The sequence below is a fragment of the Zavarzinia sp. CC-PAN008 genome, from assembly GCF_051903925.1.
Taxonomy (GTDB): Bacteria; Pseudomonadota; Alphaproteobacteria; order Zavarziniales; family Zavarziniaceae.
Window position 1 is genome coordinate 4,356,035 of sequence record NZ_CP173678.1, and the last position, 24,565, is coordinate 4,380,599.

Sequence of the window (24,565 nt, forward strand, 5' to 3'; positions counted from 1 at the left end):
TGTTGCATTTTCCCTGACGGCGGCTTGCCGAGGAGAGCCGAAGGCACCTCCCGAAGGAACCGGGAATGGCGCCTGAATCAATCCTGCAACGCGCCAGCGGCGCGCCCGGGCGTGGACAGGACGACCCGGTCCCGGCCCTCACGCTTGGCGCGGTACAGCGCCTGGTCGGCGCGCTTCAATGCCGGCTCGATCGTCTCCTCTTCGGGCCCGACGATCGAGACGCCGATGGAGACCGTGAAGCGCAATGGCTCGGCATCGCCCAGGTCGATCTCGACCAGGGCCAGGATGCGGCGCAGGCGCTCGGCCGTCTCGAACGCCTTGGCCGAATCGGTATCAGGCAGCAGCAGCGCGAATTCCTCGCCCCCGAAGCGAGCCAGTTCATCCGTTTCGCGCAAGGTCTGGCGGGTGACGGCGGTCAGGCGGCGCAGCACCTCGTCGCCCAGGTCGTGGCCGAACGTGTCGTTGATCACCTTGAAGCGATCGACGTCGAGCATCAGCACGGCTAGCGTCGTCGCCGTCCGCCGCAGGCGCCGCAATTCCAGATCGGCGCGTTCGAAGAAGTGGCGCCGGTTGAAGGCGCCGGTCAGCGGATCGGTCGCGGCCGTCCGCTTCAGCTCCGCCTCCAGCCGCTGGCGCACCGTGACATCGTTCACGATGGCGAAGTCGGCCGTGCTGCCATCGGGCATGGCAATGGGCGTCGAGCGGATCTCGACATCGCGCACCTCGCCCGATGCCAGGCGGTGGCGCAGGGGTGGGCTGTCCCCCGATGTCCCGGGCCGGCTCGGCGCCTCCAGGTCGCGCACGCTCAACGTCAGGAAGACGTCCGCGGGATAGCCATAGAAGGCCAGCGCCGCGGCGTTGACATCGGCGATGCGCCCGCTGCCCCGCTCCGCCAGGAACATGATCGCGCCGTGGTTCTGGAACATGTCGCGGAACTTGCGCTCGCTCATGCGCAGGGCCTGCTCGGCGCGACGCACCTCCGATATGTCGTAGAGCCAGGTGATTGCCGCGCGCTGCCCCTCGAAGACGATTTCCGAGCCGGACATCAACGTCCAGTAGACCCGGCCCTGCGGGTCGCGGAACGCCACGGCCAGGTCGCGAACCTCGCCTCCGCCGGCGACGGCCGCCTCCACCACCTCGCGCTGCTTCTCGTCGGCATAGGTGACGTTGCCGCCCTTGGCGACATAGGCATCGCGGCTGGTCCCCGCCAGTTCGACCATGCGGTCATTGACGAACAGGACATGGCGCCGGCCGTCCTCGCCCAGCCGTCCGATGTCGACCGCGACGGGCGCCCGCTCCAGAAGATGACGGATCTGGTGCGGATCCACCGGCGCAGGCGGCGCGGGCGGGGCAGCGTCCAGCCATAGCAGGCGCACCTCGGGATGGCCCTCCAGCCGGCTGGCCCGGCCCCGCACCGCAACATGGCCGCCGTCGCCGCGAATCAGCGTGAAGCGCACCTCGACCGGGCCACGCCACAGGTCACGTGGCAGGGCACCATCGACCAGATCGATCAGCAGCCGGCCGCCGTCCCGTTCCGGATCCAGGCCCGCCAGGTCCGCCAGCGGCTGGTTCCAGCCGATCAGGCACCCGGCATCGTCGACCGCCGCCACCGGCACGGCGGCACTGAGCAGAAGGGCGCGCAGCCGCTCGGCGGCAAGGTCGCCCCGCCCGTCGCCTGGCAAGGGGCGGCCCCCCGCCGACCGTACCGGCGCGCCCGGGTCAGGCGCTGAGCTGGGCCTGCGCCTCGGCCAGGAGCGCCGCCATCTTGGCGCGCAGCTGGGCCTCCGTCACCGGGGCATGCTTGACCCGCAAGTCGGCCGCCACCTTGCGGTAGACGTCCTCGTCCCCCGGCTCGTCGAAGTCGGCCTGCACCACGGTCGCGGCATAGTCCTGCGCTGCCTGGCCCTCCAGCCCCAGATACGGGGCCGCCCACAGGCCCAGCAGCTTGTTGCGCCGGGCGACCACCTTGAAGGCAAACTCGGTATCGCGGGCGAACTTGTTCTCGAAACCCCGTTCGCGATCTTCAAAACTGTTGCTCATGACCCCTCTCCGCGGGCGGCTCACTCGATATAAGGCGTCGCCCCTTCGCGCGGGGCAAGATACTGCGCCAGCGCCTGGAATTCACGCCGTCGGCTGCTGCCGCGACGAAACGCGATGCCGATCCGGCGCGACGGCGCCGCACGCCCCGCGACGGGCGGCAGGATCGGCCGGGTGACGATGTCCAGCCCGGCCAGAATGCCCGCCTGAACTGCCATGCGGGGCAGCAGCGTCACCCCCAGGCCGTTGGCCACCATCTGCACCAGCGTCAGCAGGCTGGTCGCGGTATAGGGTCCGCCGGCATCCCGTGGCCCAAGGTCGCAGGCGGCCAGCGCATGCTCCCGCAGGCAATGCCCATCGGCCAGCAGCAGCAGGTCGGCACCCGCAAGGTCGGCGGTCGCGACCGCCTCGCGCGTCGCCAGGGGATGGTCGCTGCGCGCGGCAAAGACGAAGGGATCCTCCATCAGGTCCATCGTGGCCGCGTCGCCACAAGCGCAGGGCAGCGCCAGGACCAGCAGGTCCAGCTCGCCGCGTTCCAGCTTGGCGACCAGGCGCTCGGTCAGGTCCTCGTGCAGGAACAGGCGCAGGCGCGGATGCTCGGCCCGCAACGCCGCCAGCGCAGCCGGCAGCAGGAACGGCCCCACCGTCGGAATCACCCCCAGGCGCAGCGTGCCCGACAGCGGCTCCTGGGCCGTGCGCGCCAGTTCCATGATCCCCTCGACAGCGGCCAGGACATGGCGCGCCCGCTCCGCGACCTCCACCCCCAGGGGGGTCAGCGCGATCCGGCGCCCGGCCCGCTCCACCAGCTGCGCGCCCAGCGCCGATTCGAGTTCCTGGATCCCGGCGCTCAGGGTCGACTGGCTGACATGGCAGGCCGAGGCGGCGCGGCCGAAATGCGCTTCACGCTCCAGGGCGATCAGATAGCGGAGTTGCCGCAGGCTGGGCGGGGAGACCATCGGGCGATCCTATCATCGGAAAATCCGATCGAGGCAAACGATATTATTCATTGGAAGCATTCTGAACTGTACCCAAGATATGGCCCTGTTGCGCTGCGGTGCAAACGGATCACCAGACGCCCCTTCCCAAGCAAGGACCGGATACACATGCTGACCATCGGCGACCGCTTCCCCGAATTCTCCCTCAAGGCCGTAGTCTCGACCGATCTCAAGAACGCCTTCACCACGCTCACCGACCGCTCCGACGAGGGCAAGTGGAAGGTCGTCTTCTTCTGGCCCAAGGATTTCACGTTCGTCTGCCCGACCGAGATCGCGGCGTTCGGCAAGCTGAACGAGGATTTCAACGACCGCGACGCCGTCGTCTATGGCGTGTCGACCGACAGCGAGTTCGTGCACTTGGCCTGGCGCCGCGACCATGACGACCTGCGCGACCTGCCCTTCCCCATGATCGCCGACATCAAGCGCGAGCTCTCCGCCGCCCTCGGCATCCTGGACAAGGCCGAAGGCGTTGCCCTCCGCGCGACGTTCATCGTCGACCCCGAAGGCGTGATCCGCTTCGTCTCGGTCAACGACCTGTCGGTGGGCCGGAACCCGGCCGAGGTTCTGCGCGTGCTCGACGCGCTGCAGACGGACGAGCTGTGCCCCTGCAACTGGCAGAAGGGCGAGGAGGTGCTGCAGGCCGCCTGATCGGACCTCTCCGCCGATCGGGCCGGTGCCTCGGCATCCGCGCCCCCAGGGAAGGCCGGCCGGCCCATCCGGCCGGCCTTTCCACCCCTTCGACACGCAGACCTGAGGTTGCCCCGATGTCCCTCGATTCCCTGAAGTCCCGCCTGCCCGATTATGCCAAGGACCTGAAGCTGAACCTGTCGTCGCTGGCGACCGAGGTCAGCCTGACCGAGCAGCAGCGCGCCGGCACGTTCGTGGCCTCTGCCCTCGCCTCGCGCGAGGCGTCGGTAATTGCCGCAGTCGTGGCCGAGTTCGGCCCCAAGCTCTCGCCCGAGGCGCTGAACGCGGCCAAGGCGGCGGCCGCGATCATGGGCATGAACAACATCTATTACCGCTTCGTGCACCTCTCCTCGGCCAAGGACTACAAGACCCTGCCGGCCAAGCTGCGCATGAACGTGATCGCCAAGCCGGGTGTCGAGAAGGCGGATTTCGAACTGTGGTCGCTGGCCGTCTCGGCCATCAATGGCTGCGGCATGTGCATCGACGCGCACGAGCATGAACTGCGCAAGGCCGGCCTCTCGGCTGACGCGATCCAGGCCGCGGTGCGCATCGCGTCCGTTGTCCATGCGGTGGCCGCCGTCCTCGACGGCGAGGCGGCCCTGGCCGGTGCCGGCTCGGTCGCCCAGGCGGCCTGAGGCAGCCTGCCGGCAGGTCAGGCCGAAACGGGCCTGACCTGCCGGCTCAGCACCATGCCCTCGATATCCTCGGCCGGCATCGGACGGCCGAAGAGGAAGCCCTGGAACTGGGTGCAGCCCTGCGCGATGAGGAAGGCCTGCTGCTCCACCGTCTCGACCCCTTCGGCGATCACGGTCAGGCCCAGCTGGCGACCCAGTGAAATGATCCCCTTGGCGATCACCGCGGCGTGCTCGCTCTCCAGCATGTCGCGGACAAAGGCGCGGTCGATCTTCATCTCGGCCAGGGGAAAGTCCTTCAGGTACTTCAACGACGAATAGCCGGTGCCGAAATCGTCGAGTGCTACGTCGATTCCGCCGTGGCGCAGGCGCCTCATCTTGGCGGCCACGTCGTCGGGGTCGCCCACCATCACGCTTTCCGTCAGTTCCAGCTTCAGGCGCCGCGGTTCGATGCCATGGCGCGCCAGGGTGGCGAACACCTCATCGACGAAGGCCCCCTCGAAGAACTGCTGCGAACTGACATTCACCGAGATCGACAGGTGGCGCAGGTCCGGGACCGCGGCCCAGCGGGCCAGCTGGCGACAGGCCTCGTCCAGGACCCAGGTGCCGATGGGATACATGATGCCCAGCATCTCGGCCGCCGGAATGAACTCGCCCGGCGGGACCATGCCGCGCGTCGGGTGCTGCCAGCGGATCAACGCTTCCGCGCCCAGGACCCGCCCATGGCGGTCGACCTGCGGCTGGTAGTGCAGCAGGAACTGGCGGTTCCACAAGGCGACGTGCAGTTCCCGCCCGATGCGGCCCCGCAGCGCAAGCTGGGTCTGCATCACCGCAAGGCAGAGGATGCCGCCTCCAACCGCCATGGCGCTCTGCACCCACGAGCCGAGGACGCGGACCTCCGGCGGCAAGGGCTTGGCCCAGGGGAAGGCCAGCAGCGCGCTGGAAAAGACGACGAAGGTGGCCAGGTTCAGCGCCGTGAAGCCGAACCGCAGCCATGGCTCGTGCCGGCGGAATGTCATGAATGCGACGAACGCCATGGGCAGCAGGAACAGGTGGACGACACGCGGCGCATGGCCGTCCGGCACGTCCCAGTAAAGACAGATCGCCACGACGATCAGGTAGGTCTGGACATGGGCGACGACCATAGCGGTCTTCAACTGCCCGCGGGTGCCCAGCGCCCAGATCAGGCCGGCCCCGATCAGCACCGGCGCCTCCAGCGCTGCTTCCGTGTATTGGCCAAGTGCCAGGAACAGGGTCAGCCACAGCAGGCCAAGCACCCCCATGCACAGCGCGACCAGGCGGCAGACGAACACCGTCCGCAGGCTGAGCGCATCGTCAGCACTCATCCCGCCGGAGTTCCAGTCCCCGGTTCCCAGCACCATGTGCAACGACTTCAGCACAAGACCCGCATTGCCTCCGGCTGTGGCCCGCCCGGCCCACCAATTCAAGCTTACCCTGCCGTTATAGCGCCCGAGGCCTGAGCCGATGGTTAACGCGGCAGCCATCCTGTCGACAATCGTCCTGCTGCGGGGGCGTTCAAGGTAAGGATCGATACGCCGCTAATGCCGTGTGCCGCGCGCGCGGCCTAGACTGGCGCCGACGCACCGCCGGGGATGGCAGCCATGCAGACGCTGAAGGTCTATCAATCGCTCTGGGCGACAGAGCAGCGCATCCCGGGCGTGCCTGAAAAGCCATATGCGGAACGCTTCGACGCGGTGAAGGCGGCCGGTTTCGACGGCATGTGCGTGGACCTCGGCTCGACCTCGCTCGACGCGGCCAGGGCGACGATCCCGGAATTCCGCCGCACCGGCCTGGGTGGCATGCTCAACGCCTTTCCCCAGACGATCGAGGGCCTGCGCCCCGCGCTGCACTTCGCCAAGGAGATCGGCGCGCCCTATGTCGTGGTCATCGGCCAGGTCATGCCCCTGTCGGTCGAGGGGATGATCCCGGTCATCCGCGCTTGGCTTGCCATGGCGGAGCAGGAGGGCATGCCCATCCTGTTCGAGACGCACCGCAACTGCATCACCAACGACCTGTTCACGACCCTGCTGCTGCTGGACGCGATCCCCGAACTGCGCCTGTGCGCCGACCTGTCCCACTTCCTGCTGGACCGGGAGTTCGTCTACCCGATCAGTGCCGCCAACAACGCCCTGATGCAGCGGATCATGGACCGGTCCGAGACGTTCCAGGGCCGGGTCGCCAGCCGCGAACAGATCCAGGTGGCGATCGACTTCCCCCAGAACCGCAAGTGGCTGGACCAGTTCGTGTCCTGGTGGGAGTACGGCTTCCGCTCCTGGCGCGCGCGGGCCGGCCAGGACGACACCATGATCTTCCTGTGCGAACTGGGTCCGCCCGAATACGCGATCACCGGAGCCGACGGGAAGGAGCTGAGCGACCGCGCCGCAGAAGCGCAGACCCTGAAGCGCATCGCCCAGGACCTGTGGGCCCGCACCGCCCCCGGCGCCGCACCCGCCTGATCGTCCCATGGCGGGGCGGTCAGCGCAGTTGGCGCCCCGATGCGATGCCGGACACAGCATGGCGCGCCAGCCATCCCGGCAGCTTAACGCCCACGTCATTCTCCTTTATATGTCGGACATGGCGCCTGTCCTGAACCGCACCAATCTGGTCGATCCGTTCGGCCGCCATGTCAGCTACCTGCGGGTGTCGGTCACGGACCGCTGCGACTTCCGCTGTGTCTACTGCATGGCGGAAGAGATGACCTTCCTGCCCAAGGCCGAGCTGCTGACGCTTGAGGAACTGGACAGGCTGTGCTCCGCCTTCGTGGCGCAAGGGGTCCGCAAGCTGCGCCTGACGGGGGGCGAGCCCCTGGTCCGCCGCAACATCATGAGCCTGATCACCAGCCTGGGGCGTCACCTGCGCTCCGGCGCGCTGGAAGAGCTGACGCTGACCACCAATGGCAGCCAGCTGGCGCGCCATGCGGAAGGACTGGCGGCGGCTGGCGTGCGGCGCATCAACGTCTCGCTCGATTCGCTGGACCCCGAGCGCTTTGCCCGGATCACCCGGCGCGGCCAGCTTGACCAGGTCCTGCAGGGGATCGCCGCGGCGCGGGCGGCTGGCCTTGCCATCAAGATCAACGCCGTCGCCCTCGCCGGGGTGAACGACGACGAATACGACCGCATGATCCGCTGGTGCGGCGAGCTTGGCCTGGACCTGACCCTGATCGAGACGATGCCGCTGGGCGACATCGACGGCGACCGGACCGAGCACTACCTGCCCCTGAGTCGCGTGCGGCGCGATCTTGAACGGCGCTGGACCCTGGTCGACAGCGACTATCGCACCGGCGGGCCGGCGCGCTATGTCCGCGTGGCGGAGACGGGCGGGCGGCTGGGCTTCATCACCCCGATGACCCACAATTTCTGCGAATCATGCAATCGCGTGCGCGTCACCTGCACCGGCACGCTGTACATGTGCCTGGGGCAGGAGGATGCGGCCGACCTGCGCGGACCCCTGCGCGCCAGCGCCGGGGACGAGTTGCTGCACGCGGCCATTCGCGAGGCGATCGCCCGCAAGCCCAAGGGGCACGACTTCATCATCGATCGGCACCAGACGCGCCCGGCCGTGGCCCGGCACATGAGCGTCACCGGCGGCTGACCCGACCCACCATCACATCCCCACCGCATTCCAGCGAGCGAGCCAGGAACACGCCATGCCCGCGCCCGAGCAGACGGATTCGCCCGTGCCCGAGCCCCAGGCCCCGGAGCCCAGGCGGCCTGAGCGCCTGACCTTCGTCGCCAGCCCATCCCCCCGCGCCCAGTCGGCACTTGAATCGCTGGCGGCACGCTACAAGAACCACCCGGTCGACCAGGCCGACGTGATCGTCGCCCTGGGCGGCGACGGCTTCATGCTGACCACGCTGCACCGGTACATGGCGCGGAAGCTGCCGATCTACGGCATGAACCAGGGCACCGTCGGGTTCCTCATGAACCGCTATGACGAGATCGACCTGCCTGCCCGCCTGGCCGCGGCCGAGCAGGCGCAGCTTCATCCGTTGCGGATGACGGCACTGACCGCCGGCGGCTCCGAACACGAGGCGCTTGCGATCAACGAAGTGTCGATGCTGCGCGAGACACGCCAGGCGGCCAAGCTGCGCATCACGGTGAACGGTCGCACCCGCCTTCAGGAACTGGCCTGCGACGGGGTGCTGGTGTCGACCCCGGTGGGCAGCACGGCCTACAACCTGTCGGCGCATGGGCCGATCCTGCCGCTGAACTCGAACACGCTGGCATTGACCCCGATCAGCGCCTTCCGCCCGCGACGCTGGCATGGGGCCATCCTGCCGGACAGCGTCACGATCGGGCTGGAAGTGCTGGAAGCGGACAAGCGCCCGGTCAGCGCCGTCGCCGACAATACCGAGGTGCGTCAGGTCGTCAGCGTGCAGGTGGCGCAGGCGACGGACGTCACGCTGACCATGCTGTTCGATGTCGGCCGCAATCTGGACGAGCGCATCCTGACGGAGCAATTCTTTCACTGAACGGCCAACGCCGGGACAGTTCGAGGGGGAACAGCCTTGCGGATCCTGATCCATCCCCTGCTTCAGGGGGCGGTTTTGCTGCTGATCGGCGGCATCATGCTGGTGGGGGGCGAGGATGCCGCCGCCTGGAATGCCGGCGTGCTGTTCTTCTGCCTGCTGGCGTTCGGGATCCTGGCGCCCCTGTCGGCGCTGGCCGCTCCGGCCTTTGGCACCCACATGCAGAACGCCACGGCCGTGTGGCTGTGGCTGGCCTTCCTGCTGACGATCGCGGCACTTTATGCCATGGGCTATGACCAGATCGGCAACGCCCTGGCCCAGCCCCTGGGCTTCATCGAAGGGGCCGCCGTCTTTCCGCTGATGGCGATGGTGGCACTGCTGATCCGCCCCTTCGTCCGGGCCCGCCCCGTCGCCACCGCCAGCAGCCCCGCGCCACGCCTGGACGAGGACAGGTCCGCCGATCCCTGAGCCCGGGCGACGCGGGACCAACCGCAGCCCGTGCTTGCCAGGACGGAAAGCCGCGGACTAGGCTTGTTGCGCTGCAATGCGATGCAGGCCTGAGGGGGCGCAAGCAAACGCATGGGAAGAGCCGTTGCGGTCGACGTGCGCGGTGTCAGCAAGGTCTTCGATGGCGGCCGCGCCCCCCATGTGCGGGCGCTGGACACCGTGTCCGTGGGCATCCTGGAGAACGAGTTCTTCACCCTCCTGGGGCCATCAGGCTGCGGCAAGACCACCCTGCTGCGCCTGATCGCCGGGTTCGAGCAACCCACCGCCGGCGAGATCCTGCTGCATGGGGCGCGGATCGACCACCTTCCGCCCTATCGCCGACCGATCAATACCGTGTTCCAGTCCTATGCCCTGTTCCCGCACCTGAGTGTGGCGGAGAACGTCGCCTTTGGCCTGGATATGCAGAAGCGCAAGCCGGCCGAGATCGCCGCCCAGGTCCAGCGCATGCTGCACCTGGTGAAGCTCGGCGACCTTGGCGCGCGCCGCCCGGACCAGTTGTCGGGCGGCCAGCAGCAGCGGGTCGCCCTGGCCCGTGCCCTGGCCAGCCAGCCGCGCGTCCTGCTGCTGGACGAGCCGCTCTCGGCCCTCGACCTCAAGCTCCGCAAGGAGATGCAGATCGAGCTGAAGCGCCTGCAGACGGAAACCGGCATCACCTTCGTATTCGTGACCCACGACCAGGAGGAGGCGCTGACCATGTCGGATCGCATCGCCGTGATGAGCGAAGGGCGAATCGTGCAGATGGGCAGCCCGCGCGACATCTACGAGACGCCGGCAACCCGCTACGTCGCCGACTTCATCGGCGAGACGGACTTCCTGGACGCGACCCTGGTCGCGACCGAGGGGTCGCTGGCGCGCTGGCGTCTCGCCTCCGGGGCCGAACTCGTCGGCCAGGCCGGCCACGACCTGGCACCCGGCACCCGTGCCACGTTGTCGACCCGGCCGGAGCGCCTGTCGCTGCTGGCGGAAGGGGGCGCCGGACTGGCCGGCACGATCGAGGCCTGCGTCTATTTCGGGACCGACACCACCGTGCATGTCGCCCTCGACGGGGGCGGCGGCTCGATCCGCGTGCGGGAGCAGAGCCATGCGGGCGCGGTGGAGCGGGCCACCGGCACGCGCGTGACCGTCGCCCTGCCCCCCGCCGCCGTCCGTCCCCTGGTGGCGTGATGGACGCCGGCCGCCCAGTCCAGAGCGGGGAGAGGGCTGGGACGAGCGCAGGGCGCAGGCCGTCAACCGCCGCCCCGCCTTTCGCTGACAGGATACCGCCCTCACCCAGCCCTCCCCCATCGCTCCGCGACGGGGGAGGGCTTTTCGGAGAGGGTCAACCCACGTGACGGCGGCGGACGTGCCCTTCTGGCGGCGGCCCTGGCCGCGGCGGGTGGCGCTGGTCGGGCCTGCAATGGGCCTGATCATCGGCTTCATGGTCCTGCCGCTGGTCCTGATGCTGATCTATTCGTTCCTGACGCGGGCCACCTATGGCGGCGTGATCTGGGAGCTCTCGACCGAGTCCTATGTCAAGTTCCTGTTCGAGCGGGACCTGGACGACAGCCTGATCTTCAACGAAGCCTATCTCTCCATCTATTTCCGTTCGTTCTGGCTGGCCGGCGTGACCACCATCCTGTGCGTCATCATCGGCTTTCCAACTGCGCTTTACATGGCGCTGCAAAGCCCGGCGCGAAAGAACCTGCTGGTGTTCCTGGTCACCATCCCGTTCTGGACCAATCTGCTGGTGCGCAACTATGCGTGGGTCCTGATGCTGCGGCGCGAGGGCCTGCTGAACGGCATGCTGATGGGCCTTGGCATCACCGACCAGCCGATCCCCATGCTCTACAACGACACGGCGATCCTGATCGGCCTGACCTACTCCTTCCTGCCGTTCATGGTCCTGCCGATCTATGCCAGCCTGGAGCGACTGGACTTCCGCCTGGTGGAGGCGGCCTATGACCTGGGTGCCAATCGCTGGCGGGCGCTGCGGCGCGTCGTCGTGCCCTTGTGCATGCCTGGCATCGCGGCCGGCTCGGCGCTGGTCTTCATTCCCTGCCTCGGTGCCTATGTGACGCCCGACGTGCTGGGCGGGGGCAAGGCTCTGATGATCGGCAACCTGATCCAGCAGCAGTTCGGCGCCTCGCAGAACTGGCCATTCGGCGCCGCCCTGTCCTTCACCCTCCTGGCCATCGTCCTGCTGGCCATGGTGCTCTACGCCCTGCGCTTCGGGCGGGAGCAGGCCCTGGCCAGGGTCTGAGCCGGTGAGTGGCAACTCCTTGCGCCGGTTCCCGGGCACCGGGCTGATGGCGGTCTTCTTCTTTGCCTTCCTCTACCTGCCCGTGGCGGTGCTGATCGCGCTGTCGTTCAACGAGAACCGCTCGGCCACGATCTGGACCGGCTTCACCATCGACTGGTACTTCCGCATCTTCGAGAACCGGGACATCGTCGCCGCCGCCATCAACTCGGTCATCGTGGCGACGGCGGCCACGATCTTCTCCACGCTGATCGCCACCATTGCCGCCCTGGGCATGGCGCGCGACCGCTTTCCTGGCCAGGCCGCCGTGTCGTCCACCATCGCGCTGCCGCTGATCGTGCCCGAGATCATCACCGCGGTGGCGACGCTGATCTTTTTCGTCGGCATCGGCCTCAGCCTGGGCCTGGGGACGGTGATCCTGGCCCATGTCGTCTTCTGCATCCCCTTCGCCTACCTGCCGATCCGCGCCAGGCTGGAGGGGATGGACCGCCGCCTGGCCGATGCCGCGGCCGACCTCTATGCCGACGAGTGGCAGACCTTCCGCCGGGTGACGCTGCCGCTGCTGTGGCCGGGCATCCTGTCGGGTGCGCTGCTGGCGTTCATCACCAGCCTGGACGACTTCGTCATCACCTTCTTCGTCTCCGGCCCCGGGGCGTCGACGCTGCCGCTCTACATCTTCTCGTCGATCCGGATCGGCATCTCGCCCGAGATCAACGCGATCTCCTCGGTGATGCTCGTCGTCTCGATCCTCTTCGTCTCGCTGTCCTTCCTCATCGGGCGGCGCGGCTGATAGGCTTTTTCCATCCAACCACCGAGGGGGAGCCCGGTCATGCGTGCGTTGAAGCTGCGTCTCAAGCACATGGGGGCGGCTGCCCTCAGCCTCGGCGTCCTGCTCGGCGCCGCGGCGGCCGAGGCCAAGGAGATCTTTCTCTACAACTGGACGAACTACATCCCGCGCGAACTGCTCGACCGCTTCACGGCCGAGACGGGGATCACGGTGACGCTCGACACCTATGACTCGAACGAGACGCTTCTGGCCAAGCTGAAGGCCGGCGGCACCGGCTACGACGTGATCGTGCCGTCCGACTACATGGTCAAGATCATGATCGACGAGGGCGTCATCCAGAAGATCGACGTCAACCAGATGGAGAACTTCAAGCTGGTGGGCAAGCCGCACGACACCCCCTGGTACGATCCGGAGCGGGCCTATACCGCGCCCTACATGTGGGGCACGACCGGCTTCACCTATGACCGCGCGGCCGTGGGCATGGATCTGGAGGACAGCTGGAAGGAATTCTTCGAGCCCCGGCCGGAACTCGCCGGCAAGATCGCCTCGCTCAACGACCAGGTGGAAGTGATCCAGAACGCGCTGCGCTATCTGGGCCTGCCCCGCTGCAACGAGAATCCGGCCGACATGGCCAAGGTCCAGGCCCTGCTCCTGGCGCAGAAGCCGTCGATCGCGGTCTACAATTCCGACGGCACGATCGAGCGCATGGCCGCGCACGAGGTCGTCATGCACATGCAGTGGAACGGTGCCGCCCACCGGACCAAGGCCGACGTGCCGGGTGCCGTCTTCGTCTATCCCAGGGAGGGCCTGTCCTATTGGACGGACAACCTGGCCATCCCCGTCGGCGCCAAGAATGTCGAGGAAGCCAAGGTGTTCATCAACTGGATGATGACGCCCAAGGCAGCGGCCGAGGCCTCGAACTTCAGCGGCTACAACAACGGCATCCCCACTTCGGTCGAGTTCATGGACCAGAAGCTGAAGGACGATCCGGCCGTCGCGACGCCCGAGGAATACCTGCCGCGCCTGGACCCCAACAAGGCCTGCAGCGCCAAGTCCAAGGAACTCTACGACCGCGTGTGGACCAAGGTCCGCCAGTAGACACCAACCCCTGGACTTCGACCTGTAGCCGATCCCTGGCCAGCCCTCCCCCATCGCGCGGCGGTGGGGGAGGGCTTTTTTCGCCCCGGAGACCGCGTTGGAAACGATCTTCACGACCGACCACGAAGGCCATGCCGACACGTTCGAGCTGATCGACGGCCAGATGCTGCCAGGCTTCGAGATGCCGCGCCGGGCCCAGATCGTCATCGACCGGGTGCGTGCCGTGGCCCTGGGCCCGATCAGCGCGCCCGAACCGCTGGGCGGGGCCGAGGCGGCAAAGCGCGTCCATGCGCCTGCCTATGTCGACTTCCTGGCGACCATCCATGACCGGTGGCGGGCGCACTATGGCGACCGCCAGGCGCTGGCCTTCACCTTTCCCTGCCGGAACCTGCACCAGAAAGTGCCGGAATCGCTGGCTGGCCAGCTTGGCTATTATGCCTTCGACGCCGGCGCGCCGATCGTCGCCGGCACCTTCAAGGCGGCGGTCGCCGCCGTCGACACCGCCTTGACCGGAACGCAGCGAATCGAAGGCGGGGCCACCAGCGTGTTCAGCCTGTGCCGACCGCCGGGCCATCATGCGACGGCCGACCAGGCCGGCGGCTATTGCTACCTGAACAACGCTGCCATCGCGGCCGAGACTTTTGCCAGGGCGGGGCGCCGGGTTGCGATCCTGGACGTCGACTACCACCACGGCAACGGCACGCAGGCGATCTTCTATGACCGGCCGGACGTGCTGGTGGTCTCGCTGCACGGACACCCGCTGGACGAGTATCCCTATTTCGCCGGCTATGAGGACGAGCGAGGCGCGGGTGCTGGAGAGGGCTTCAACCTGAACCTCCCCATGCGCTGGGGCGCGGCTTGGGATCGCTATGCCGAGGCGCTGGAGACCGGCTGTCGCCGCATTGCTGCGTTCGGCGCGGATGTCCTGGTCGTGTCGCTGGGCCTGGACACGTATAAGGAGGATCCCATCTCCCACTTCCGGCTGGAACATCAGGACTATCTGCGGATGGGCGAGCGCATCGCCGCCCTGCGCCTGCCCACCCATTTCGTGATGGAGGGTGGCTACGCGGTCGAGGCGCTGGGCATCAATACCGTCAACGTCCTGACGGCCTTCCAGGGCGCCTGAGCGCCCATGCGGCCCCGGCGTGTGAGTCCTGCGTGCAACGGATCGGCGCGCCCGTGCGGCTGGCTGCGGCTCCAACGCCGCGGGACAGCCCCGCCAACTTGTGAGTGACGCAGGCAGACGGTAGCTTGGCATGCAGGGCAGGCACTTCATGGCATGGCCGGGCCGGGCGCATTCCGCCTTGCGCAGTCCCGGCAGAGGACGTTGACGATGTCGAGGCGATCCGGGTCAGGGCAAGCGGACCCACGGCGAACGGACCCGGGATTGAGGGTGCACCGCGGCCACCGCCCGCTGGCCTCCGCGCTGGCGCTGGGTCTGGCGGCGGGGATCGTGCTGGCGGCGCAGGCTGGTGTGCGGCCCGCCCAGGCCGACGATGAGTTCGAGACCGTGGTGATCGGCGGCAGCGGCCGGCCGGCCGTCGAGGTTGACCTGGGCGCCCTGGACGACACACCCGCCCCGCCGCGTGAGCGGAACCGAGACCGCACCCGCAACCGCCCCAGCCAGCCGGTGCGCCTGACGCCGCTGCCCGACCTGCCGGCTGTCGAAACGCCGGCCGTGGATTTCGCCCCCCTGCCGGTCCCTGGTGCGTCGCGCCCGATGCCGGCGGCGCTGATGCCCCAGCCTGCGCCGGGAGCGCCGGGCCAGGCCCGTGCGCCCATCGCCGCCGATGGCGACCTGCTGCCGATCGTACCCCCGTCCGCCACCAACCCGGCGCCTACGCCGGCGCCGGCGTCGTCCCCGTCCGGCGCCGCGCTGCCTCCGGCGGCGACGGCACGCGCCAGCGACCCGCTGCCGCCTGCAGCCGCGTTCCAGATGGACGAGCCGGTGGCGCCGCGCCCCATGCCACCGGCCCCCGTACCGGCATCCGACGACCTGCTGCCGATCATTCCACCCTCGAACGCCAATGCCAGTGCCGTGATCGGCGTGCCCCGGGCGCGCCCGGCCCTGCACCCGGCCAGCCAGAGCATCGCCGAGCGGGCCCGCATCGTCCCCGAACCGCGGCCGGCGCCGCCGCCGGCACCGGCGCCCGAACCGTCCCCGGCACCCGCGCCAGCTGCGCTGGCCGCCCTGTCGCCGCCGGCCGCACCCCCGGCCGCCGCGCCAACGCCGGCCGCACCGGTGGCCGCTCCGGCCCCGCCGCCCGCGGCCGCGCCCGAGCCCGTGGCGGCGCCCGAGCCTCCGTCCGTACCGCCCGCACCCGTCACCCGCGCCCTGCCGCAGCCCGAACCGCCGCCACCGCCGCCTCCGTCACCGTCGGAAGCGAGCGCGCCGCCGGCCCCTGCCCCTACCCCTGTGTCGGAGCCCCCCGCACCGCCGACGCCCCCGCCTGCCCCGGTCACAGCGCCCCTTCCCGAGGTCGAGGTGCCGGCGCCCGCGCCACGCCCGGCCGAAGTGGCAGCCCTGGACCCCGCTGGCGCCGTGCCGCCCGCGATCGCGCCGGGAGCGCCGGGCACGGCGGCCCTGCGCATCGGCTTCCAGGGCGCGAGCGACGATCTGGCGGCCGGGGCGCGCGCCCAGCTGCGCGCGATCGTCGCCGCGCTGGGGCCGGCCGACCGGCTGCAATTGCGCGCCTTCGCCAGCCCCCTGGCGGAGGGCGACAACGCGGCGCGGCGCCTGTCGCTGAAGCGAGCCCTGGCGGTGCGCGCCTACCTGATCGAAAGCGGCGTCCGCTCGGCCCGCATCGACGTCCGGGCGCTTGGGGCAACGCCCACCCTGGGCGGCCCGCCCGGTGATCGCGTCGACATCGTGATCGTGCAATGACCGATCCGGGCCTGGCGCCCGGTGGGCGCGTGCCCGTCCGCCGGGCGCCGCGCCACCTGGTCCGGATCCTGGTCTTCCTGCTTCTGGTCCTGGCCGCCGGCAGCCTGATCGCGCGCGAGGCTGCGCGCTTCTTCATGGCCAATCCGACGTTGAACGCCCTGATCCTGGGCGTCCTGGCGTTCGGCATCGTGTTCAGCATCCGCCAGGTCCTGCGCCTGCAGCCCGAGGCCGCCTGGCTTGAGGGCATTCGCGCCGGGGATCCCGCGATGGCGGCGCGCGAGTCGCCGCCGCTCCTGGCACCGCTGGCGACGATGCTGCGCGAACGGGGCCAGCGCGTCGCCCTTTCGGCACCGGCTATGCGCTCCGTCCTGGACGGCATCCTGCTCCGCCTGGACGAAACGCGAGAGATTTCGCGCTACCTGATCGGGCTCCTGATTTTCCTCGGCCTGCTGGGCACGTTCTGGGGCCTGCTGCAGACCGTCTCGACCATCGGGGCCACGATCCAGTCGCTGAACGTGTCGGGCAGCGATGCCTCCGCCATGTTCGACGAATTGCGGCGCGGGCTGGAGGCCCCGCTGGGCGGCCTGGGCACGGCCTTTGCCTCGTCCCTCTTCGGGTTGGCGGGATCGCTGGTCCTGGGCTTTGTCGACCTGCAGGCGGGGCAGGCACAGAACCGCTTCACGACCGAGCTTGAGGACTGGCTGGCGGGCATCGTGCGCATCGGCCCCGGCGGCCCCCTGGCGGAGCTTGAGGGCGGCGGCTCGCCTGCCTATGTCCAGGCGCTGCTGGAACAGACGGCCGACCATCTGGAGGTGTTGCAGCGGACCATCGCGCGGAGCGAGGACCAGCGTGCCAGCGTCAACCAGGGACTGCTGCAACTGGCCGAGCGGATGGCCGGCCTGACCGACCAGATCCGGACCGAGCAGCACCTGCTGACCCGCCTGGTGGAGGGACAGGACCAGGCCACGGGGCTGACCCAGCGCCTGGTCACCCTGGCCGAGCGACAGACGCCAGCCCTGGACGAGGCCAGCCGTGCCCACCTGGCCAACCTGGACGTCTACCTTGCCCGGCTGCTGGAGGACCAGGCATCGGGCCGGCAGCAGGTGGTCGACGAGTTGCGGGCCGAGATCAAGCTGCTGACCCGTACCATCGTCGCCATCTCGGGGACGGATCCGCGGGCATGAGCCTGCGCGGCCGCGCCCGCGCCCGTGCTGGCGCCGAGATCTGGCCCGGCTTCGTCGATGCGCTGACCACGCTGCTGCTGGTCATGATCTTCCTGCTCAGCGTCTTCATGCTGGCGCAGTTCTTCCTTGGCCGTCAGCTGAGCAGCCGGGACGAGACGGTGGCCAGACTGAACCGCCAGATGGCGGAACTCTCAGAGCTCCTGGCGCTGGAGCGTCAGGCTGCCGCCGACGAGCGACAGAGCACTGCGCAGTTGTCCAGCGCACTGCAGGGTGCCAACCGGGACCGCGATGCCGCCGGCCAGCAGGCGGGCCAGGCCGCGCGCGATATCGCCCGCCTGTCCGCGGCACTGGCCGAGCGTGAGGCACGGCTGCAGGACCTTGAGGCGCGCGTGCGCGGCCTGGACGAATCGCTGGCCCGCGAACTCGGCACGTCCGAGGCCGAGCGGACGCGCGCCACCGCACTGGACGCCCAGGTCGCCGACCTGGGGACGCAGGTCGCGCGCATGAACGACCTGATCGCTGCCCTCCGCGATGAACTCACCCGCTCTGCCGCGGTCCTGGGCGAGGCCCGGACCAAGGCGGAAGCGGATGCGGGCACGATCGCCGCGCTGAACGCCAGCCTGCAGGAACTGCGTCGCGACCTGGCGGACCTGGCGGGCAGGCTGGGCGTGGCGCAGGGCCAGACGGCGACCGATGCCCGCACGATCACCGACCTGCGGAGCCAGATTGCCGACCTGGGCAGCCGCCTGGCCGAAGTGTCGCAGGCGCTGGGTGCGGCGCAGGCGAAGGGGAGCGCCGACGCCCTGGCGATCACTGACCTGACGCGCCGGCTCAGTGCCCTGCGCCGCTCCGCGGCTGAGTCGGACGCGGCCCTGGCCGATGCCCGGCTTCAGGGCCAGGGCGCCGCAGCCACGATCGACGGCCTGCGGGACCAGCTGGAGGCACTGCAGGCGCAGGCCGGGGAGACCGCACTGGCGCTGGACGCGGCGCGCGCCCAGTCCGCCAGCGACCGCGAGCAGATCGCCGACCTGACCCTGCGCCTGAACGAGGCACTGGCACGGAAGGTTGAGGAACTGGAGCAGTACCGGTCGGAATTCTTTGGCCGGCTGCGGACCGTCCTGGGGGACCGGCAGGACATCCGCGTGGTGGGCGACCGCTTCGTGTTCCAGTCGGAAGTGCTGTTCGCCTCCGGCTCTGCCGAGATCGGCGCCGCCGGCCGCGACCAGTTGGCCCGCCTTGCCGCCACGCTGCGCGACCTGATCCCGGCCATCCCGGCGGACATTCCCTGGGTCCTGCGCGTTGACGGGCATACCGACCGGGTGCCGATCCAGACCGCGCAGTTCAGCTCGAACTGGGAATTGTCGACGGCGCGCGCCGTTGCCGTGACCCGCGTCCTGATCGAGGACGGCATCCCGCCGGAGCGCCTGGCGGCGACCGGCTTTGGCGAATTCCAGCCGATCGCGGCCGACGCCGGCGCGGACGACGCGCGCAACCGCCGCATCGAGCTGAAGCTGACCGAGCGCTGACGCTCGTCAGCGCAGGGTGCAGTCGAACAGCGAATTGTCCATCGAGCTGCCCAGCAGCAGGTGCCGCCCGACATTCACGGCAACCGACACCGCCGCCACCGTGTCGCCCGGATCGGCCAGGATGCGCTCCATGCTCAGGCCCGTCTCAGGCCCCTCACCCTGGGGCTCCAGGCGATAGACCTCGGACGGAACAGGCGTGGCCGGGTTGCGGCTGCGGTCCAGCGTCGCCATCAGATTGGGCTGCGCCGCGACCCAGACGGAGCCGTCGGGCGCCACGTCCAGGCCGATCGGGTGGCTGTCCATCGCCAGCGCGCTGCGCAGCCGCAGCGATCCGGTATCGGGATCGCGGGTGAACAGGCTGATCCGTTCCGCAGTCGTTTCCGCGACGTACAGCGTGCGGCCATCGGGTGAGAGGGCGATGCCGCTGGCATGGGCCAGTCCGTCGGCCGCGGGCCGCAGGCGGGTGCCATCGAACAGGCCCACCGACGCCTCCGCCAGGCCCAGGGCATCCTCCATCAGGCGGCCGAACTCCGTGATGCGGCCATGGTCGTTGGTCGCATAGAAGCTGGACGGACCCGCCGCCACGACGTCGTTGGGCGAGAGGATGTCACGGCTGGCGACGCCTGGACCCAGATAGACCAGGCTGCCGCCGCGAACCTCGAACGCCTCGATGCGCCGGCCGCCAAAGCTGAGGTGGTTGACGACATAGAGCACGCGCTGGCCATCGGGGCCAGCCCACAAGCCCATGCCGCGCGGGCTGAAATCGACCGGCTGGTCCGGCGTGATGTCGATCGTGCGGCGCTCGTCGCCCGCCACGTCCAGGCGGTGGATCGAGCCGCGTTGCGCCACCCCGTCGTCCATCCGGTCGGACGAGGCGATGAACACCTGCAGCCGCGCATGGTCGACCGCCATGTCCTCGATATTGCCGGCAAAGGCCTGGGCTCGGCATGTGCCGGGCAGGAACGCATCGACCTGGCGAAAGGCGCCCGCGCGGTACATCAACGCGACCAGGACGATGGCAATCAGCGCGCCGGTCAATGCCAGGGCCGCAAGAAGCCAGCGCAGCATGAACCGGATGCCTCAGCGCGCGGCAGCGACGCCGGCCGCCGCCCCTGGTGCCGGCCCGCTGGCCGCCTGGCCGAACTGCAGCGCCGCCAGCCGGGCATAAAGCCCGCCCTGGGCCACCAACTCGCCATGGGAGCCGGTTGCGACCAGGCGCCCCTGGTCCAGCACGGCAATACGGTCGGCCTTCAACACGGTCGCGAGCCGATGGGCGATGACCAGCGTCGTGCGCCCCTGCATCAGCCGCTCGAGCCCGGCCTGGACCAGGCGCTCGCTCTCGGCGTCCAGGGCGGACGTCGCCTCGTCCAGCAGCAGGACGGCCGGATTGCGCAGGATGGCGCGCGCGATCGCGATGCGCTGGCGCTGGCCGCCCGACAGCCGGGTGCCGCGCTCGCCCAGCGGCGTCGCCCAGCCCTGGGGCAGGCGTTCGATGAACTCGGTCGCGTGTGCCGCCTCGGCCGCGGCGCGGACCTCAGCCTCCGTCGCGTCGGGACGGCCATAGCGGATGTTGGCGGCGACATCGCCCGAGAAGATCACGGGGTCCTGGGGCACGATCGCAAAGCGGCCACGCAGCGCCGCGGGATCGGCCTGCCGCAGGTCGACCCCGTCCAGCAGGAGACGGCCCGATTCGGGATCGTGGAAGCGCAGCAGGAGCTGGAACAGCGTCGTCTTGCCCGCACCGGAAGGCCCGACCAGGGCGACCGTCTGACCCGGCTTGATCTCCAGGCTGACCTGTTCCAGCGCAGGGCGGTCGGGCTGCAGCGGATAGTGGAACGAAACCTTGTCCAGCACGACGTGGCCGAGCGCGGGGACTGGCAGCGCCACGGGGCTTGCAGGCGCGGTGATCGTGGGCGCCATGGCCAGGATCTCGGCCAGGCGCTCCATGCCGCCCGCCGCGCGCTGCACATCGCCCCACACCTCGCTCAGCGCGCCCAGGGCGCTGGCGGCGACGATCGCATAGAAGATGAAGGCGGCCAGTTGCCCGGCGCTCATCGTGCCAGCCACGACATCCGTGGCACCGATCCACAGGACCAGGTCGATCGCGCCGAACACGAACAGGATGACGATCGCGGTAAGGATTGCGCGGGCCCGGATGCGGTTGCGCGCAGCGGCGAAGGCACGCTCGACCGCCAGGCCATAGCGCTGCTTCTCCATCCGCTCCTGGCCAAAGGCCTGAACGGTCTGGTGGGCGGTCAGGCTCTCGCCGGCGATGCCGGTCGCCTCGGCCAGGCGATCCTGGCTGGTGCGCGAGAAGGCGCGCACGCGCCGCCCGAACACCACAAGCGGGATCACCACGGCCGGTACGACGAGGAGCGCCAGGCCCGACAGCTTCAGGCTGGTGAACAGCAGCATCACGGTGCCGCCGACGAACAGCAGCAGGTTGCGCGCCGCGACCGAGGCGGACGAGCCCACCAGGTTCTCGACCAGCGCCGTATCCGCGGTCAGGCGGGAGACGAGCTCGCCCGTCCGTGTCCGCTCATAGAAGGCGGTATCCAGGGTCAGAAGCCTGTCATAGACCGCGCTGCGGATATCGGCGATGACCCGCTCGCCCAGCCACGATACCAGCCAGAAACGGCCAAGCGTCGCGATCGCAAGGACGACGACGACGCCGAACAGCCCGATGAAGTAGATGTCGATGAAGCCCGCGTTCTCTGGGCTGAAGCCCATGTCCACCAGGCGCCGCAGGGCCTGCCCGATGGCGAGGGTGGCGACCGCCGCCACGACAAGGGCCACGACCGCGCCGGCGATCACCAGGCGATAGCGCGTCAGGAACGGCCACAGCATGGCCAGGCTGCGGACGTTGCGGCTGCCCGCGCGCTCGGCCTCGCCCGTGGCGCTGACCTGGACCGGTCGCCTCATCGGTCGGGGCCCATCATGCCGGCGGGGCGATCGGACGTCCGGCCAGCGCCGTCAGTTCCGCGGCCAGCACCGTCGCCAGCTCCTCCGGTCCGCGCGTCGAGCGCCAGCGCCCCTCCGCGTCGCGCGCATAGTGCGCGGCGCCGCTCACAGGGGCCGAGAGCCAGAGCTGCCGGCTGGGCAGGTGCCGGTTCAGGATGATCGTGCGGCGGTCGGGATGCACGATGCTGAGCACGCCGTCAGACAGCTCCGCCTCGATCCCGGTTTCGTCCTCGATCGCGTCGACCACGCTTGCCCACGCCTCAAGGACGGCGTTGGCCTGGGTCTTGAAGCTGCTCTCGTCGCTCATGCCGTCGTGAGTAGCGCGAAGCCCGTCCGCCCGCAACGCGCCAAAGCTCCAGGCGGCCTGTTTCACATGGTCCCGGCGCGGCGGTCCGGCCTGGCCGAGCCACGCCCGGCCGTGCCGCAGAGGACGTCTTGCCCCGCGCGCCCGCTTCTGCTATCCACCCGCGCTTCGCGGAGTGCCCCCAGATGAAACAGAACATCCATCCCGATTACCACATGATCAAGGTCGAGATGACCGACGGGACCGTCTTCGAGACGCGCTCCACTTGGGGCAGCGAAGGCCAGGTGATGAAGCTGGACATCGACACCAAGTCGCATCCGGCCTGGACCGGCGGGCAGCAGCGCCTGATGGATACCGGCGGCCAAGTCGCCAAGTTCAACAAGCGCTTCGCCAAGTTCGGCATCAAGACCTGATCCAGCCGGCGCCGGCCTCGCCCGGCGCCACGGCTCCCCTGGGTCTCCTTGGGGGTTCTGGAACGCAACGCCCGCCCATGCCGGCCACCGGCTGGAGCGGGCTTTCCGCGTATCTGTCAGATCACCTCGGCCGTCGCGACGGCGCGCGGGCGGCTGCCCCGATGGGGTGGCACCGGCGGCAGATCCATCGCCGCGTCCAGCCGTGCGATGCGCCGGAAAAGCCGCTCGCTCTCCAGCAGCAGGCGGGCGAGGTCGTCCGGCAGGCTTGAGGCATCCTCCGGCCCTGCCAGACACACGCCATGGCCGCCCAGCCGCCGCTCGGTCGAGCGTGCCTGGGCCTCGGTCAGCTCGCCCTTCGTCACCGCCAGCTGGGTCAGCAGCCAGCTGACCGCATGCGTGATCCGCGAGGTCACGCGGAAGCTCTCCGTCGCGACGATCAGACCGTGGCGATGGCTGAGGCGCGTCGTGTCATAGGGCCTTGCCTGGGAGAAATAGCGCGCTGCATCGGTCGCCAGGGCGACCGCCCGCCGGACCGCCGCGCGCAGCAGCCGGTCATCGACCGCCGCCTGATTCATTACCGCACTCATCCCCGGAAGGCCTCTTGAACTGCCTCGACGCATGCCTAACTCAATGGCGTGGCCGCGGTTGCCAATCACGGGACAGCGACCACAAGGCCCGGCCAAGACGGCGGGTCCGACGATCATCGCTTAGACTCAAGGATGATGACCATGCGTACTTTTGACTTCTCGCCGCTGCTCCGTTCCACCATCGGCTTCGACCGCGTGAACCGCCTCCTCGACGCCGCAACCCGCCTGGACGAGCAGGGCGTGTCCTATCCCCCGTACAACATCGAGAAGTCGGGCGAGAACGACTACCGCATCACCATGGCGGTCGCCGGCTTTGCGCCGCAGGACCTCGACATTTCGGTCAAGGAGAACGTCCTCGTGATCTCCGGCAAGGGCCGCGAGGAGCGCGAGGGCTCGACCTACCTGCATCGCGGCATCGCCGCCCGTGGGTTCGAGCGCCGCTTCGAACTGGCCGACACGATCAAGGTCGTGGGCGCCAATATCGAGCATGGCCTGCTGCATGTCTCCCTGGTCCGGGAGATCCCGGAGGCCAAGAAGCCGCGCCAGATCACGATCGAGTCGGGCCCTGCGCCCCGCGTGATCGAGCACGCGAACGCCGGCCCCACCGTCGCCAAGGCGGCCTGACGCGGCGTCCCCAAGCCCCTGCCGGGCCCGGCGCGCTGCCGGGTCCGGCGGGGGCATCCGTGCCATCTGAACGCGCCCGGGTCCTGCCAGTTGCGGGCGCCGACGCATTCCACTATTGGGATTCGGTCGATCCCTCGCCCGGTCCCGGCCGCGGCGAGGGATCGGCCCGCGGCGGACGCGCCATGCCGCCAACCAGGAAAGGCCCATGAGCCACACGACCGCTGCGCCGTCCGGCCTCTCGGGTTTGCGGATCCTCCTCTGCGAGGATGAGAGTCTCGTCGCCCTGATGCTTGAGGACCTGCTGGCCGATCTGGGCTGCACCGTCGTCGCGTCGATCGACCGGCTGGACGCGGCCCTGGCCACCGCGAAGGACGCCGCGCTGGACGTGGCGATCCTGGACGTCAACCTGGCGGGCAAGGAGATCTTTCCCGTGGCCGAGATGCTGCAGGGGCGCGACGTCCCCTTCGTCTTCGCCACAGGGTATGGCAGTTCCGGCCTGCCCGAGCATTGGCGCGACCGGCCTACCGTGCAGAAGCCCTTCCGCACCAGCGAACTGGAGCAGGCCCTGTTCCAGGCCACCGGGCGCAGCCCTGGATGAGCATGCCGAGAGCCGC

Annotated in this window: 25 protein-coding genes; 17 read left to right on the forward strand and 8 right to left on the reverse strand. The window is 69.5% G+C overall.

From position 1 onward, the window contains the following. Positions 1 to 77: 77 nt before the first annotated feature. From ACI6GS_RS20255 to ACI6GS_RS20265, 3 genes are read right to left on the reverse strand one after another with little or no spacing between them, the layout of a single operon-like run. Positions 78 to 1,682 (reverse strand): diguanylate cyclase, encoded by a 1,605-nt coding sequence (locus ACI6GS_RS20255; RefSeq protein ID WP_439815278.1) that lies wholly within the window; start codon positions 1,680 to 1,682, stop codon positions 78 to 80. Between the two features lie 37 nt (positions 1,683 to 1,719). Beyond that, positions 1,720 to 2,040: a DUF1476 domain-containing protein gene (locus ACI6GS_RS20260; RefSeq protein WP_439815279.1), complete on the reverse strand. Its 321-nt coding sequence runs from the start codon at positions 2,038 to 2,040 to the stop codon at positions 1,720 to 1,722. Positions 2,041 to 2,060: 20 nt separating this feature from the next. Beyond that, entirely contained in the window at positions 2,061 to 2,993 is a 933-nt protein-coding gene (locus tag ACI6GS_RS20265; RefSeq protein ID WP_439815280.1) for a hydrogen peroxide-inducible genes activator, read from the reverse strand. Positions 2,994 to 3,140: 147 nt separating this feature from the next. Between ACI6GS_RS20265 and ACI6GS_RS20270 the strand changes: the two genes are divergently transcribed. After that, positions 3,141 to 3,680, forward strand: coding sequence for a peroxiredoxin (locus tag ACI6GS_RS20270; RefSeq protein WP_439815281.1), 540 nt, complete (start codon positions 3,141 to 3,143; stop codon positions 3,678 to 3,680). Between the two features lie 116 nt (positions 3,681 to 3,796). Beyond that, positions 3,797 to 4,354, forward strand: a complete 558-nt coding sequence (locus tag ACI6GS_RS20275; protein WP_439815282.1) for a carboxymuconolactone decarboxylase family protein — start codon at positions 3,797 to 3,799, stop codon at positions 4,352 to 4,354. A gap of 17 nt (positions 4,355 to 4,371) precedes the next feature. On the opposite strand, the gene ACI6GS_RS20280 is transcribed toward ACI6GS_RS20275, so the two are convergent. After that, complete coding sequence (locus ACI6GS_RS20280; RefSeq protein WP_439815283.1) at positions 4,372 to 5,697, reverse strand: putative bifunctional diguanylate cyclase/phosphodiesterase; 1,326 nt, start codon at positions 5,695 to 5,697, stop codon at positions 4,372 to 4,374. Positions 5,698 to 5,973: 276 nt separating this feature from the next. Here ACI6GS_RS20280 and ACI6GS_RS20285 point away from each other — a divergent pair, with 276 nt between their 5' ends. From ACI6GS_RS20285 to ACI6GS_RS20340, 12 genes are all read left to right on the forward strand, one after another. Then, positions 5,974 to 6,828 carry a sugar phosphate isomerase/epimerase family protein gene (locus ACI6GS_RS20285; RefSeq protein ID WP_439815284.1) on the forward strand — a complete coding sequence of 285 codons (855 nt, stop codon included), beginning with the start codon at positions 5,974 to 5,976 and terminating at the stop codon, positions 6,826 to 6,828. 118 nt (positions 6,829 to 6,946) lie between these two features. After that, complete coding sequence (gene moaA, locus ACI6GS_RS20290) at positions 6,947 to 7,963, forward strand: GTP 3',8-cyclase MoaA (protein ID WP_439815285.1); 1,017 nt, start codon at positions 6,947 to 6,949, stop codon at positions 7,961 to 7,963. Positions 7,964 to 8,018: 55 nt separating this feature from the next. Next, complete coding sequence (locus ACI6GS_RS20295) at positions 8,019 to 8,843, forward strand: NAD kinase (protein ID WP_439815286.1); 825 nt, start codon at positions 8,019 to 8,021, stop codon at positions 8,841 to 8,843. A 36-nt stretch (positions 8,844 to 8,879) separates the two neighbouring features. Continuing rightward, positions 8,880 to 9,308: a hypothetical protein gene (locus tag ACI6GS_RS20300; protein ID WP_439815287.1), complete on the forward strand. Its 429-nt coding sequence runs from the start codon at positions 8,880 to 8,882 to the stop codon at positions 9,306 to 9,308. Between the two features lie 111 nt (positions 9,309 to 9,419). After that, on the forward strand, positions 9,420 to 10,511 hold the full coding sequence (locus ACI6GS_RS20305) for an ABC transporter ATP-binding protein (protein ID WP_439815288.1): 1,092 nt from the start codon (positions 9,420 to 9,422) through the stop codon (positions 10,509 to 10,511). Between the two features lie 163 nt (positions 10,512 to 10,674). Continuing rightward, positions 10,675 to 11,586, forward strand: a complete 912-nt coding sequence (locus ACI6GS_RS20310; RefSeq protein WP_439815289.1) for an ABC transporter permease — start codon at positions 10,675 to 10,677, stop codon at positions 11,584 to 11,586. 4 nt (positions 11,587 to 11,590) lie between these two features. After that, on the forward strand, positions 11,591 to 12,373 hold the full coding sequence (locus tag ACI6GS_RS20315; protein ID WP_439815290.1) for an ABC transporter permease: 783 nt from the start codon (positions 11,591 to 11,593) through the stop codon (positions 12,371 to 12,373). A 39-nt stretch (positions 12,374 to 12,412) separates the two neighbouring features. After that, positions 12,413 to 13,468, forward strand: a complete 1,056-nt coding sequence (locus ACI6GS_RS20320; RefSeq protein ID WP_439815291.1) for an extracellular solute-binding protein — start codon at positions 12,413 to 12,415, stop codon at positions 13,466 to 13,468. Positions 13,469 to 13,565: 97 nt separating this feature from the next. Beyond that, positions 13,566 to 14,594 carry a histone deacetylase family protein gene (locus tag ACI6GS_RS20325; RefSeq protein WP_439815292.1) on the forward strand — a complete coding sequence of 343 codons (1,029 nt, stop codon included), beginning with the start codon at positions 13,566 to 13,568 and terminating at the stop codon, positions 14,592 to 14,594. Positions 14,595 to 14,861: 267 nt separating this feature from the next. Then, the gene (locus ACI6GS_RS20330) at positions 14,862 to 16,352 is read left to right on the forward strand and encodes an OmpA family protein (RefSeq protein WP_439817994.1); all 1,491 of its coding nucleotides are present in this window, start codon (positions 14,862 to 14,864) and stop codon (positions 16,350 to 16,352) included. Then, entirely contained in the window at positions 16,349 to 17,536 is a 1,188-nt protein-coding gene (locus ACI6GS_RS20335; protein WP_439815293.1) for a flagellar motor protein MotA, read from the forward strand. Before ACI6GS_RS20330 ends, ACI6GS_RS20335 begins: the two co-directional genes overlap by 4 nt. After that, positions 17,533 to 19,062: a peptidoglycan -binding protein gene (locus ACI6GS_RS20340; protein WP_439815294.1), complete on the forward strand. Its 1,530-nt coding sequence runs from the start codon at positions 17,533 to 17,535 to the stop codon at positions 19,060 to 19,062. Before ACI6GS_RS20335 ends, ACI6GS_RS20340 begins: the two co-directional genes overlap by 4 nt. Positions 19,063 to 19,068: 6 nt before the next feature. Here ACI6GS_RS20340 and ACI6GS_RS20345 read toward each other — a convergent pair whose 3' ends face one another. Genes ACI6GS_RS20345 through cyaY form a run of 3 tightly spaced genes read right to left on the reverse strand, consistent with a single transcriptional unit; the run spans position 19,069 to position 22,330 of the window. Continuing rightward, complete coding sequence (locus ACI6GS_RS20345; RefSeq protein WP_439815295.1) at positions 19,069 to 20,130, reverse strand: SMP-30/gluconolactonase/LRE family protein; 1,062 nt, start codon at positions 20,128 to 20,130, stop codon at positions 19,069 to 19,071. Positions 20,131 to 20,142: 12 nt separating this feature from the next. After that, positions 20,143 to 21,984 carry an ABC transporter transmembrane domain-containing protein gene (locus tag ACI6GS_RS20350; RefSeq protein ID WP_439815296.1) on the reverse strand — a complete coding sequence of 614 codons (1,842 nt, stop codon included), beginning with the start codon at positions 21,982 to 21,984 and terminating at the stop codon, positions 20,143 to 20,145. 13 nt (positions 21,985 to 21,997) lie between these two features. After that, entirely contained in the window at positions 21,998 to 22,330 is a 333-nt protein-coding gene (cyaY, locus tag ACI6GS_RS20355) for an iron donor protein CyaY (protein WP_439815297.1), read from the reverse strand. Positions 22,331 to 22,512: 182 nt separating this feature from the next. Between cyaY and rpmE the strand changes: the two genes are divergently transcribed. Next, positions 22,513 to 22,740 (forward strand): 50S ribosomal protein L31, encoded by a 228-nt coding sequence (rpmE, locus tag ACI6GS_RS20360; RefSeq protein ID WP_439815298.1) that lies wholly within the window; start codon positions 22,513 to 22,515, stop codon positions 22,738 to 22,740. A gap of 116 nt (positions 22,741 to 22,856) precedes the next feature. On the opposite strand, the gene ACI6GS_RS20365 is transcribed toward rpmE, so the two are convergent. Further along, the gene (locus tag ACI6GS_RS20365) at positions 22,857 to 23,327 is read right to left on the reverse strand and encodes a DUF1465 family protein (protein WP_439815299.1); all 471 of its coding nucleotides are present in this window, start codon (positions 23,325 to 23,327) and stop codon (positions 22,857 to 22,859) included. Between the two features lie 141 nt (positions 23,328 to 23,468). Between ACI6GS_RS20365 and ACI6GS_RS20370 the strand changes: the two genes are divergently transcribed. After that, a complete protein-coding gene (locus ACI6GS_RS20370; protein ID WP_439815300.1) occupies positions 23,469 to 23,951 on the forward strand; it encodes an Hsp20 family protein in 483 nt (160 codons plus the stop codon). A gap of 205 nt (positions 23,952 to 24,156) precedes the next feature. Continuing rightward, a complete protein-coding gene (locus tag ACI6GS_RS20375) occupies positions 24,157 to 24,549 on the forward strand; it encodes a response regulator (RefSeq protein ID WP_439815301.1) in 393 nt (130 codons plus the stop codon). Positions 24,550 to 24,565 lie beyond the last annotated feature (16 nt).